This window comes from Paraburkholderia pallida (assembly GCF_004524855.1).
Taxonomy (GTDB): domain Bacteria; phylum Pseudomonadota; class Gammaproteobacteria; order Burkholderiales; family Burkholderiaceae; genus Paraburkholderia; species Paraburkholderia oxyphila.
Genome location: NZ_CP038149.1, coordinates 2,465,373 through 2,477,671, shown reverse-complemented (window position 1 = coordinate 2,477,671; position 12,299 = coordinate 2,465,373). Strand labels below are relative to the sequence as shown.

The 12,299-nt window shown below is 66.8% G+C and carries 14 protein-coding genes; 11 read left to right on the top strand and 3 right to left on the bottom strand.

Annotation, left to right across the window (positions count from 1 at the left end; translation table 11 throughout):
- Positions 1–106 precede the first annotated feature (106 nt).
- The 7 genes from E1956_RS26230 (at position 107) to E1956_RS26200 (ending at position 7,376) form a co-directional block, all read left to right on the top strand.
- Positions 107–1,384 (top strand): cyanate transporter, encoded by a 1,278-nt coding sequence (locus tag E1956_RS26230; RefSeq protein WP_232071626.1) that lies wholly within the window; start codon positions 107–109, stop codon positions 1,382–1,384.
- A gap of 277 nt (positions 1,385–1,661) precedes the next feature.
- Entirely contained in the window at positions 1,662–2,138 is a 477-nt protein-coding gene (locus tag E1956_RS26225; protein WP_134754263.1) for a hypothetical protein, read from the top strand.
- 414 nt (positions 2,139–2,552) lie between these two features.
- The gene (locus E1956_RS26220) at positions 2,553–3,245 is read left to right on the top strand and encodes an NADPH-dependent FMN reductase (protein ID WP_418789299.1); all 693 of its coding nucleotides are present in this window, start codon (positions 2,553–2,555) and stop codon (positions 3,243–3,245) included.
- Positions 3,246–3,695: 450 nt separating this feature from the next.
- Complete coding sequence (locus E1956_RS26215) at positions 3,696–3,989, top strand: transcriptional regulator (protein ID WP_134754259.1); 294 nt, start codon at positions 3,696–3,698, stop codon at positions 3,987–3,989.
- Positions 3,990–4,053: 64 nt separating this feature from the next.
- A complete protein-coding gene (locus tag E1956_RS26210; protein ID WP_134754258.1) occupies positions 4,054–4,986 on the top strand; it encodes a ferritin-like domain-containing protein in 933 nt (310 codons plus the stop codon).
- A 73-nt stretch (positions 4,987–5,059) separates the two neighbouring features.
- Positions 5,060–6,514: an indoleacetamide hydrolase gene (iaaH, locus tag E1956_RS26205; protein WP_134754256.1), complete on the top strand. Its 1,455-nt coding sequence runs from the start codon at positions 5,060–5,062 to the stop codon at positions 6,512–6,514.
- Between the two features lie 58 nt (positions 6,515–6,572).
- Complete coding sequence (locus tag E1956_RS26200) at positions 6,573–7,376, top strand: transporter substrate-binding domain-containing protein (RefSeq protein ID WP_134754254.1); 804 nt, start codon at positions 6,573–6,575, stop codon at positions 7,374–7,376.
- Positions 7,377–7,519: 143 nt separating this feature from the next.
- On the opposite strand, the gene E1956_RS26195 is transcribed toward E1956_RS26200, so the two are convergent.
- The 3 genes from E1956_RS26195 to E1956_RS26185 form a co-directional block, all read right to left on the bottom strand.
- On the bottom strand, positions 7,520–7,834 hold the full coding sequence (locus E1956_RS26195; protein ID WP_134754252.1) for a VOC family protein: 315 nt from the start codon (positions 7,832–7,834) through the stop codon (positions 7,520–7,522).
- 208 nt (positions 7,835–8,042) lie between these two features.
- The gene (locus E1956_RS26190; protein WP_134754908.1) at positions 8,043–8,555 is read right to left on the bottom strand and encodes a DUF3455 domain-containing protein; all 513 of its coding nucleotides are present in this window, start codon (positions 8,553–8,555) and stop codon (positions 8,043–8,045) included.
- 71 nt (positions 8,556–8,626) lie between these two features.
- Entirely contained in the window at positions 8,627–9,076 is a 450-nt protein-coding gene (locus E1956_RS26185) for a hypothetical protein (protein ID WP_134754250.1), read from the bottom strand.
- Between the two features lie 98 nt (positions 9,077–9,174).
- Here E1956_RS26185 and E1956_RS26180 point away from each other — a divergent pair, with 98 nt between their 5' ends.
- The 4 genes from E1956_RS26180 (at position 9,175) to E1956_RS26165 (ending at position 12,162) form a co-directional block, all read left to right on the top strand.
- Positions 9,175–9,525 carry a MerR family DNA-binding transcriptional regulator gene (locus E1956_RS26180; protein ID WP_134754248.1) on the top strand — a complete coding sequence of 117 codons (351 nt, stop codon included), beginning with the start codon at positions 9,175–9,177 and terminating at the stop codon, positions 9,523–9,525.
- Between the two features lie 215 nt (positions 9,526–9,740).
- Positions 9,741–9,998: a FeoA family protein gene (locus tag E1956_RS26175; protein ID WP_134754246.1), complete on the top strand. Its 258-nt coding sequence runs from the start codon at positions 9,741–9,743 to the stop codon at positions 9,996–9,998.
- Complete coding sequence (gene feoB, locus E1956_RS26170; RefSeq protein WP_134754244.1) at positions 9,995–11,848, top strand: ferrous iron transporter B; 1,854 nt, start codon at positions 9,995–9,997, stop codon at positions 11,846–11,848. The genes E1956_RS26175 and feoB overlap by 4 nt, the downstream gene beginning before the upstream one ends.
- On the top strand, positions 11,845–12,162 hold the full coding sequence (locus E1956_RS26165) for a DUF6587 family protein (protein WP_134754241.1): 318 nt from the start codon (positions 11,845–11,847) through the stop codon (positions 12,160–12,162). Before feoB ends, E1956_RS26165 begins: the two co-directional genes overlap by 4 nt.
- Positions 12,163–12,299 lie beyond the last annotated feature (137 nt).

Genomic DNA, 12,299 nt, shown 5'->3' with positions numbered 1-12,299 from the left:
GTCACTTTTCGCCCTATACCGGGCATAGCGTCAACAACCATAATTGTTGACAATTATATTGTAGAATGGTCAACCAAAGATCGCCATTAAAGTTGACCAGATGAGCATGAGTTCCGACCCCATCGATTCCCGCCAGGACGCCGTGGCCGTATCGGCGCGCACGAGCGCGCTCGCCTGGTACGCCGCCATCGTCGCCATTGGGTTGAACCTGCGGCCGCTGCTCACCTCCATCAGCCCGCTCATGGCGACCATCCGCCAGGCCACCGGCCTCTCGTTCTACGGCGCCTCGCTGCTCACGAGCCTGCCGGTCGTCGCGATGGGGCTGGGCGCGTTCGGCACCGGCCTGCTCGCGCGGCGCCTCGGCGAGACGCGGGGCGTCGCGCTCGGCCTCGTCGCCATTGCGGCGGCTTGCGGTGCGCGCGCATTCGCGTCGACGGGCGGCGCGCTCATGCTCACGGCCACGGCGGCCGGCGCCGGCGTCGCGGCCATTCAAGCCCTGCTGCCCGCCGTGATGAAGCAGCGCTTCGCCCACCGCGTACCGCTCGCGATGGGGCTCTTTTCGGCATCGATCATGGGCGGTGGCGGCCTTGGCGCGAGCCTGAGCCCGCTGGCCGCGCGCCTTGGCGGCTCGTGGCACGCGGGGCTTGCCGTCTGGGCCGTGCCCGCGCTCGCCGCGCTCGCGCTGTGGATTTGGCTCAGCCGCGGCGCGCAGCAAGGCGCACAGGCCGGCACGAACGCGGCGGCAAGCAAGACGGCCGAAGCGGCGGGCGCGCCCCTCCACGTGCCGGTATGGCGCAAGCGCCGCGCATGGACGCTCGGCCTGCACTTCGGCCTCGTGAACGGCGGCTATACGAGCCTCGTGGCGTGGCTGCCCGCGTACTACCAGCAGCACGGCGCGAGCGTCGCGGCCAGCGGCTCGCTGCTCGCCGCCATGACGGTCTTCCAGGCCGTCTGCGCGCTCCTGCTGCCGCTCGCCGCGGCCCGCTTCAAGGACCGCCGCCCCTGGCTCGTCGCCGGGCTGACCGCGCAGTTGATCGGCATCGTCGGCCTCACCGCCTGGCCCGAAGCCGCGCCGCTTCTGTGGGTGGCATTCGCAGGCGCGGGGCTCGGCGGCACCTTCTCGGTTTCGCTCGTGACCGCGCTCGATCACTCGGGCGATCACCGCATCGCGGCGCGCCTCGTCGCCTTCGTGCAGGGGCTCGGCTTCGTGATCGCGGCGATCGCACCGGTCGTGGCCGGCCGCGTGCGCGACCTCACCGGCGGCTTCACCGGCGCGTGGATCATGCTCGCCATCTCCATCTCCTCGATGATCGTGCTCACGCTGGCTTTCTCGCCGCGCAGCTACGGCCACTGGCTCGGTCGGCACGGCGCCGCCGACGCCTGAGCCACCAGGGCCGGTTCACGCCCGGAACCGGTCCTGCAGCCCTTCGCACGCGGGTTGCCGCATCCGCGCAACATTGGCGCAACATCGGCACGCTATGCTCCGTCAAACGTTTGCATTCACCGCTGTACGAATGTACAGTGCGTGCAGCCGACCCTCCGTGCCGCCCACTTGCCGTTCCGGACCGCACCGCCTTCGGGCAGGCGCGTCCGCCAGCCTCGCGCACCGCGCAAGGCCGGTGCAGCCAGGCGGGTTTGCTCACCGAAACGGAGATCACGACGTGCGATTCATTTTGACGGGGACCTTGCTGTGCGTCCTCGCATCCAGCGCACTCGCTGGGGAACACTACACTGAGGTCTGGAATCCACCGGAGGCACGCGTGCCCGCGGCACGTACGCAAGACGCCCATCCGGCCACGCCCGGGAAGAAGACCCACGCGCACCATGGCACGAAGCACAAGCTTACGACCGCCGGGCGCCTGGACGCGCGCAAGGTGGCCGAGCCCTCAGTGCGCGCTTCGGCAGCCACCGTGCCGATGCTGCCCGCGGTGCCCAACGGCGCGGGCCATAGCAGCGCAGGAAGTGCGAAGCCGAGCCGCGACCGCACGCCCTACATCCCGCCGCAGATTGGCCCGGACGGCAACGTCCTGCAAGTGAGCTACGCGCCCTCCGCACCAGCGGCACACGCCGCGCAAAGCCCGCTCATGCCCGTGCCCACCGTCCCGGCCGCCGCGCCGTCCATCGCGCGCGCGCACTGAGCGCCGCCGTCTCCAGACCAGAATCGCGAAAAAAAAGCCCCGTCACCTTGCGGTGCGGGGCCGAATCCCATGTCAAGGAGATGCTCATGGAGGAGACGGTTTCATCTTAGCCGCGCCCCTCGGGCCGACCAACCAATGCTTTCAGCTATGCATATGGCGCGTTGCACGCACAACCGACCCTGCCTCGTATGCATATCCTTAGAACAAAAAGTCGTTTCGCGCGGGCCTGTGCGCTCACTAAGATGGCAGTTCAGGCTTCGGTCAGACTAAAACGAGGCTATAGCCAGGCCAACCAGGCTCAGGCGCGATTCAGGCGTTAGCCGGGCTTCACCCGCGCCGGCCCGGGAGTCGGGCACCGGGAGCGAAATCACGCGTTGCCGCGCGTCGCCGAAGGCCCGCACCGAGCCCCACCGCATATCCGAGGAGCACCCCTTGAGCATTACCGATTCCAGACACCGCCCGCTCGTCGTCGGCATTGGCGGCACGACGCGCGAAGCGTCGTCGACCGAGCGCGCACTCGCCTTCGCGCTGCGCGGCGCGGAGCAGGCCGGCGCACGCACGCGGCTGTTCGGCGGCACCTTCTTGCACAGCCTGCCTCACTACGCGCCCGAGAACGGCACGCTCACCGACGCCCAGCGCGAGCTGATCGAAGCCGTGCGCGCCGCGGACGCCATCATCATCGGGACGCCCGGCTATCACGGCGGCGTCTCGGGTCTCGTGAAGAATGCGCTCGACACGCTCGAAGAGCTGCGCACCGACGCGCGCCCGTATCTCGACGGCCGCGCCGTGGGCTGCATCGTCACCGCCTATGGCTGGCAGGCCACCGGCTCGGTGCTCACCTCGCTGCGCTCGATCGTGCACGCGCTGCGCGGCTGGCCGACGCCGTTCGGCGCCGGCATCAACACGCTCGAGACGCGCTTCGAGAGCGCGCATCAATGCTCGGATGCGAAAGTCGTCGATCAGCTCTTCACCGTCGGCCAGCAGGCCGCGCAGTTCGCGCTCGCGTTCGACGCGCAGCGCGCCGCTTCGCAGGCGGGCGACGCGCGCGCAATTGCGGCGGGTGCCGGCGCGGCGCGCAATGAGGATCGACTCAGCCTCGCCGTTTGAAGCGGCATTCGGAACGTTGCGCGCGTGCTTCGCGCACGCGCGGTTCCATCCCTGACTTGCGTCGCACCATGCGCTGCTGACCCGGGCGCCATCCCGGTGCAGGTCTCCCCAATGCGAGGCGCGCCAGGCGTGTCTCGCGTACCTGTTGCGCGCCATTTCCCCCTCCGGTCCCCCGCGCTGCGCGCGCTGGCGCACACAGGCACGCGCATTGCGTCACCCAGCACACAGACGCTTCGCGCCGTGCGATCCACATTGAAGGCGAACCGTAATCTCGCCTCATCCTGATCATTCTGCTGACCGTTCCAGGCCGCCCGTGATTTGCTTGCGACGAATGATTGGTTCCACGCGCACGCGGCTGCCCCTACGCTTCATTCGTACCCGGAAACGAGCAACGAGGCGCCCATGCGTAATACGCACAAGAGCAGGACGCACCAGCAGGATGCAGAGGCCATGAACGCACCTATCCGCTATAAAGGCTACGAAGTCGCGCCAAGCGCACAGCGGCTTCCGAACGGCCTGTACGCCGCCAATCTCACGATCGGCACGTTGTCGGCCGCGCCACCGCCGTCACAGCCCGCGACGGGCACCCCATCGAACGAGGCTGCGGACACGCTTCGAAGCGTCCCGCGCGGCGCGCTCGTTTCGTTCGACGCGCTCGACTACTTTTTCGACGAACGCCACGCGCTCGCCTACGCGTGCCGCTGGGCGCGCATGTGGATCGACGAACAGCGCCGCTGCGCGTGACGCCGCCGCCATCCTTACAGTTGTGACAGAATAGGAGTCAAATCACCGTCCTCTTTCACGCTCAATGGCCGACACCCTGACGCATCCAGCCGAAGGCGCAAGCGTTGACGAAAGCGCCCTCGCCGACCAGGACGCCGCACTGCGGCACTGGACACACGACACGCCAGGACCCATCAGGATCGGATCGGACGAACATCGGACGATGTTCTGCCGGATGCTGCTGGACACGCATGATCCCTACCGCCCCGCCGTGCTCGACTGGCCGAAGCTCGAGCCCGACGCGCTGCGGCGCCTGACTTCGCTGCCGATCTGGGACATCGCCGTGCAGACCGAGGGCCGCGCGTCGATCCGCGTGAAAACCTATGCGGCCACGGTGGCCGATCCGCTGTTGCGCACCGCCATCGACATGGACGGCGACGAAGAAGCGCGCCACAAGGTCGTGCTCTCGCATCTCGTCGAGGCCTACGGCATCGCGCTCGCCCCCGAGCCTGGCTACCCGCCGCCGAAACATCCCGCATGGGCGTGGATGTTCACGGGCTACAGCGAATGCGTCGACAGCTTCTTCGCCTTTGGCCTGTTCCGCTCCGCGCAGCGCTCGGGCTTTTTCCCCGCCGAGCTCGTCGAAACCTTCGAACCCGTGATCCAGGAAGAAGCGCGCCATATCCTCTTCTTCGTGAACTGGGTCGCGTGGTATCGCGAGAATCTGCCCTGGTGGCGCCGACCGTGGCACTCGCTGCGCGTCGCGGCAATCTGGATCAAACTGGTGTGGGACCGTGTGGCAATCGCGCGCGGCATCGACGCCGATGGCGTCGCGCACGACTCGAACTTCCTGCCCGCCAACCGCGAAGTGCTGGGCGATTCGCTCAAGCCGCGCGAAATGATCGAGTTGTGCCTGCAAGAAGACGAGGCGCGCATGCGGGGCTACGATTCGCGCCTGTTGCGCCCGACGCTCGTGCCCACGCTCGCCCGCATCGCGCTGCGCATCATGAAGAAGTAGCGCGCACACCGGAGCACCCGGCGCGGGCGCATCGCAATGCCTCACCTCCACGGCCGCACGAGAAGGAGATTGCATGACCTGGACTGTCGACCAGCAACTGACACTGACCGCGACGCAAGCCGTCGAGGCCATCCGCGCGGGGCAGCTCAAAGCCGCCGACTACGTCGCCACCTTGCTCGCGCGCGCGCAGGCGCTGGAGAACCTCAACGCGCTCACGACGCTCGATGTGGAAGGCGCGCTGGCCGCCGCGCGGCGCATCGACACGCTCGGCACGAACGAGCGCGCGCATCTGCCGCTCGCGGGCCTGCCCGTGGTCGTGAAGGACAACATCAACACGCGCGGCATGCAGACCTCCGCGGGCACGCCCGCGCTCGAAGGCTTCGTCCCCGCGCGCCATGCGCCTTCGGTGCAGCGGCTCGTGGATGCGGGTGCGATCCTGCTCGGCAAGGCCAATATGCACGAGCTCGCGTTCGGCATCACGAGCACCAATCTCGCGCCGCACGCAGGCCCCGTGCGCAACCCCTGGGACCCCGAACGAATTCCCGGCGGCTCCTCGGGCGGCACGGCCGCCGCCATCGCGGCACGCCTCGTGCCCGCGGGCCTCGGCACCGACACCGGCGGCTCCACGCGCATACCCGCCGCGCTGTGCGGCATCGTCGGCTTGCGCCCGAGCGTGGGCGACGGCGGCACCCAGCGCCGCTACCACGACCCGCAGGCCGTCGTGCCGATCAGCCATACGCGCGACACCGTCGGGCCGATGGCGCGCACCGTCGCCGACACCGCGCTCATCGACGGCGTGATCACCGGGCACGGCCCGCTCGCCCAGGCCGCCGTGACGAATCTGCGCGTGGGCTTGCCCGCGCCGTTCTGGGCGGGCCTCGAGGCCGCGACCGAGAACGTGGCCCGCGCGGCGCTCGCGAAACTCGAGGCGGCCGGCGTCACGCTCGTGCCCGTGGAGATGAGCGAAATCTTCACGCTCAATGACCGCGTGAGCATGGCCATCGCGCTGCACGAGCCGATCGAGGACCTGCAGGCGTGGCTCGACGCGAACCCCACCCGCGCGCGGACTGTGGCGGACGTGGCCGCGCGCATCGCGAGCCCGGACGTGCGCGCGGCTTACGACGACATCCTCGCGGATACGCGCGGCAGCGACTACCAGACGGCGATGACCCTATGGCGGCCGCGGCTGCAGCAGCTCTACGCGCAGACCTTCGCCGCCAGCGGCCTTGATGCGCTGCTCTTTCCGACGACACGCCTCGCGGCGGTGGAGATCGACGAGGTGAACGGATCGTCGAGCGTGTCGATCGATGGCGGCGCACCGATCGACGAACTGGAGGCGTATCTGCGCAACACCGATCCCGCCAGCAACGCGGGCATTCCGGGCCTCGCGCTGCCCGCGGGGCTGATCGACGGACGGCTGCCGGTCGGCCTCGAGCTCGACGGGCCGACCGGCAGCGACCGCAGGCTGCTCGCGATCGGACTCGCGTTCGAGGAGATTTTGGGGACATTGCCAGCGCCGGAAATTTGACGGGGTAACATGCTTTGGCGCGCCGTCGCGCACTATTCGAAGAATCTGGAGACGAACAATGAAGCTTTCGAAGCTCTTCCTTACCAGCGTACTGGCCGTATCGGCTTTTAGCCTGACCGCCGTTGCCGCTCATGCGGAAGACCTGCTGGACAGCGTCAAGCAGGCCGGGGTGCTCAAGATCGGCCTGGAAGGCACATATCCGCCCTTCGACTCCCGCAACAGCCAGGGTGAGCTCGTGGGCTTCGACGTCGACGTCGCGAAAGCGGTGGCCGCCAAGCTGGGCGTGAAACCCGAATTCATTCCCACCGAGTGGAGCGGCATCATCGCGGCGCTGCAGGCCGGGAAGTTCGATGTGATCGTCAATCAGGTGACCATCACGCCGCAGCGTCAGCAGGCGCTCGATTTCAGCCAGCCCTATACCTATTCCGCCGCCCAGTTGATCCAGCGCGCCGACGACAAGCGCGAGTTCAAGTCGCTCGACGAGTTCAAGGGCGACAAGAAGCTCGGCGTGACGCTCGGGACGAACTATGACCAGATGGCGCGCGCCGTGCAGGGCATCAACGTGCAGACCTACCCGGGGGCGCCCGAGAAGCTGCGCGATCTGGCGGCGAAGCGCATCGATGCGACGATCGACGACCGCTTGATGCTGCCGTACATCATCAAGACTTCACAGCTGCCGCTGCGCCCGGGCGCGGTGCTCCAGGGCGCCAATCAGGACATGGGCATTCCGTTCCGCAAGGGTAATCCGAAGTTCGAGAAGGCGATCAACGATGCGCTGACTTCGTTGAAGCAGGACGGGACGCTCAAGAAGATCTCGGAGCATTGGTTCGGGACCGATGTGACGGTGCCGATCGCGCAGTAACGCCTGGAGTGGTTTGGTCGCGCACGCCGGCTTTGAGGGTGGCGGCGTGCGCGAGTGGGGCGATCGCGATCGCTCCCAAGCCCTCCGGTATGCCTTGAAGTGACCGGTCGGAGCCCAAACACCCTCGAATTTCGCGAGACTCGTCAGCGCACGACGGGAATGCCGTATGCGCTCACGATGCGCGCGTCCTGCTCGGCTGCCGAAAACAGCTCCCATTCGAGACCGTTCACATCGACGCTGCTCGAATAGCCTTTTATCGAATCGCCTTCGAATCCGACATGTCGTAATTGGCCCGCCTGTTCAGGCTTCTCGTTGATCGAAAAGTTGAGCAGATCGGTGCGCCACATCGCATACTGCCCGGGCACGACAGCAGACGGCTGCTGGCCGAGCCGGCGACTGTAGTCCGCGATCGACTCGTCAAGATTGGCAACAGCGAGTGCAATGTGAAAGCGCTTCATGATGGACTCCGTAATAGTTATTCAACTCGAAAGCCACACCATTCTGGCGCAGACGCATCGGCGCAAACAGTTCAGCAATGATGCTGGTATAGGCATTACCCGTCATTCGCGTTCGATCCAGCGCCGACGCGTTCAAACGACGCCAAAATCGCTCAGAAAATATCGTTCGCGTTGTTTCCTCGATAAAGATAACGAACCTGGATAGCCCCTACCGATAGAAAACATATTCCGCAAGATAAGGCGAGCTGCCAATCTGATGTTCTGTCGAACATGGCGCGGACGGCATTAACCCGCCGACAGTATCTACGCGCTGTACATACCGGATTGCCGACAGCGTACCGGCACCGCCCGCGCCATGCGTTTCAAGCAAGAGTTGCGGGATGCTTGCCGCCGTTTCACTAGGCCGTTGCGCGATCACATGCCCCACAATTCGGCTGCCATCCTCGGCCTCCCATGAAGGCCCTGCGCCGTGCCGAACCACCGCGTGACCGCTCGCATCGAACAGCGTCGCCTGCGGACTCTTGAAGACCCACCCGAGGCGATGCTGCGCGTCGTACTCACACGAATAGTTCTGCACACCCGATGCATTCAGCGTCATCACGCGTTCTGCCTGCGGTGGATCGATGGATGCGCCGGCAGGGCCAGCAGGCGGCATCGCACACGCCCCCAGCATCGATACAACCGCAGCAGCCAAGCCTGCTTGCAAAGCATTTCTGAGCATGGTTTTCACCCCGGCGAAATGAAGCACGACCCAAAGCGTCGACCGATCAGCCAACTCGCCCGTCGACTCCGCTAGCGGTGATAGTACGCGCACTCCTCCCGGCGGCCCCGTTCCCTGCGCCTTATGACGTCGCGGACTACCGGCAACAACTGCGCGGCGCCAAATGCCAGCTCGACGACGAGGAAAGGCACAATCAGCGGCGTAGCACCGTGGTAGAGCGCGACACCCTCCCATAGAGCGAAGAGCACGCGCGCAACGCCATCGAAAATGCCGTATGCGGGCACGGTGCGCCAGAGACGAACGGCGGCCCAAACAAGCACGACGGAGCCCAGCAAGTTGGCAAATAGCGTATGGACTGGATCGAACGGCGGCACTGGGGCCGTGCTCATCGCCACAGCCATACCGTTCAGGACGCGCAAAAAAGCTCCGAGTGTCCATGGCGTCGTAAAAGCCGAAGTTGCAACAATGTCGTACCAGGCGCTGGCCCGGACGATGCGCAGGTATCGATTCGAATGTGGCATGACGCTTTCCGTTGTTTGGGCTTATAGTCTCAACCCTTGAGCATGCTCCAAGGTCAAGCACCACTGCACGACACCGCCACCTAAACGCTTCGAAGACCATGTTGATAGGCGAACTCGCAGAACGCTCCGGGTTGTCGCGGGACACACTTCGGTTCTATGAGAAGGAAGGCTTGATCGAAGGCCGCAGGCAGGCCAATGGTTATCGGGACTTCGCGCCTGAAACCGTGATCTGGCTGCAGTACGTGCGCATGAGCCAGGCGCTGGGCTTTTCGCTGAGTGAAATTCGGGAGCATGGCGCGAGCATTCGCGCGGCGGCGAATCCCGAACTGGAGTTGTCGAAGCTGCTGAGCGCGAAGCTGAAGGTGGTCGATTCGCGCATTGCCGAGCTCGAAGCGCTTCGTCAGGAAATTGCTTCACGAATTGGGCAGGCCTGTCCGCTGCGGGCTTGACCGAAAGTGGCCGCACGCGGCCAGACGAGGCCCGGCGATCCCCACGCCTCTCCCCCGTGCGTCAATTCCACGCACCCATCCGCCGCCCGCCCCGGCCCGCCGTTCCCACCTCACACCGCATCTGCATCAACCCGCCCCGGCCCGATTGGCCACCCAATCCCTTTCATCGCCGTTACAATGAGAACCGTTCTCATTTCAAGACGACAAGAATCCCCATGCGGTTGACCGACCTGACCAAGGGCGCCACTGCCTACGTCGAGCGCGTCGATGACGCCTCGGCCCGCGACCCCATTGCCCAGCGTCTGCGCGATCTCGGCTTCGTCCCCGGCGAGCCCGTGCGCGTCGTCGCGCGCGCGCCGTGGGGCGCCGATCCGCTGCTCGTGCGGATCGGCTCGACGCGCTTCGCGCTGCGACGCGCGGAAGCGCAGCGCGTGAGCGTGAGCCTGAACGTCGGCGCGGGAGCCGCCGCATGAGTCAGGCACCGCTGCGCATCGCCCTCGTTGGCAATCCCAATTGCGGCAAGACCGCGCTCTTCAATCTGCTCACGGGCGCGCGCCAGAAGGTGGCGAACTATGCAGGCGTGACTGTCGAGCGCAAGGAAGGCCGCTTTGCCACGCCCACGGGCCGCCACATCCAGGTGCTCGACCTGCCCGGCGCCTATAGTTTCGATTCGACCAGCCCGGACGAGCGCGTCACCCACGACGTGCTGCTCGGCCGCTATCCGGGCGAGGCGGCGCCCGACCTGATCGTCTGCGTCGCCGACGCCACCAACCTGCGCCTGCATCTGCGCTTCGTGCTCGAGGTCAAGCGCATGGGCCGTCCGGTCGTGCTCGCGCTCAACATGATGGACGCCGCGAAACGCCGGGGCATTCAGGTGAACGTCGCCACGCTCTCGCGCGAGCTCGGCATGCCCGTGGTAGAGACCGTGGCCGTGCGGCGCGGCGGCGCCCAGGCGCTCATCGAGCTGATCGACCACGCAGGCACCGATGCGGCGCCCGCTTCGCACGAAGGCAGCAAGAGCCAGAACCACGACGCCGACCTGCACGCCACCGTGCGCCGCATCCTCGCCGACGCCGTGACCATGCCGCGCGCCACCGACGCGCGCGACGACGCCATCGACCGCTTCGCGCTGCACCCGATGTTAGGCCCGCTGATTCTCGCGGTGGTGATGTTCCTCGTGTTCCAGGCCGTCTATTCGCTCGGCAAGCCGCTCACCGACGCCATCGGCGACGGCTTCGGCTGGCTCGGCGGTGTCGCGGGCGCGGCGCTGCCCGACGGCCCGCTGCGCAGCCTCGTCACCGACGCGCTCTTCGGCGGCGTAGGCACCGTGCTCGGCTTTCTGCCCGAGATTCTCGTGCTGTTCTTCTTCATCCTCGTGCTGGAGGAGTCGGGCTATCTGCCGCGCGCGGCCTTCCTGCTCGACCGCATGATGGTCTCGGTCGGCTTGACGGGCCGCTCGTTCATTCCGCTCCTGTCGAGCTTCGCCTGCGCGATTCCCGGCGTGATGGGCACGCGCAGCATCTCCGATCCGCGCGACCGGCTCGCCACGATACTCGTCGCGCCGCTCATGACGTGCTCGGCGCGCCTGCCCGTCTACGCACTGCTGATCGGCGCGTTCATCCCGCACCGGCTGATCTTCGGCGTATTCAATCTGCAGGGGCTCGTGCTGTTCGCGCTCTACGCAATCGGCATCGTGGGCGCAATGGCCGTGGGCTGGGTGATGAAGAAGCTGCGCCGCGACCGCGGCGAGCACGCGCTGCTGATGGAATTGCCGTCGTACCGTCTGCCGCGCGCGCGCGATATCGCCATCGGCTTGTGGGAGCGCGGCTCGATCTTCCTGAAGCGCCTCACTGGCATCATCCTCGCGCTGACCGTGCTGATGTGGTTCATCTCCACGTTCCCCTCGCCGCCCGATGGCGCGACACAGCCGGCCATCGACTACACGATCGCGGGCTATCTGGGCCGCGCGCTGCAATGGCCGTTCGCGCCGCTCGGCTTCAACTGGCAGATGAGCCTCGCACTGATTCCCGCGTTCGCCGCGCGCGAAACGGCGGTGGCCGCGCTCGCGACGGTCTATTCGGTAGCGAGCGGCGATGGCGACATCGCCGCGCTCGGCCATACGCTCGCGCAAAATTTTTCGCTGGCCAGCGCGCTTTCGCTGATGGTGTGGTTCGCGTTCGCGCCGCAGTGCATGTCGACGCTCGCCGTGATCCGCCGCGAGACGCGCTCCTGGCGCGCCGTGGTGATCTCGTTCAGCTATATGTTCGTGGTGGCCTACGCGGCCTCGTTCGTCACGTACCAGATTGCGAGCCGCGTCGTATGAGCACGAGTCTCATTCTTCAATATGCGCTCATCGCGCTGCTCGTGGCCGCAAGCCTGTGGACGGCGCTGCGCAAGCTTGCGCCCACGATGACCGCGCGCTGGCAAGCCGCCGCCGCGGCAGCGCTGCTGCGGCCGCAGCGCGGCGCATTCGCGCAGCGCCTGGGCCGCTTCGTGCAGCCGAAAGGCGCCACGGGCCATTGCGGCGATGGCTGCGGCACGTGCGGGACCTGCGGGCCGGCCGATGCGCCCGCCGATGCCCGCGCCGATGCCTCTTCACGCGAGCAGCCCGTTACGTTCCACCCGCGCCGTAAATAAGCGCGTCACCTTGTTTCGGCTACACTCGCGGCAGCAAGGCCAGCCCGCGCGAGCGCGCCGTGTGCAAGCGCGCGGCGAAACGCATCGCTCGGCCCATTCCCGATTCGCCCGACTCTCCCGTTTAGCGCCGATGCCTC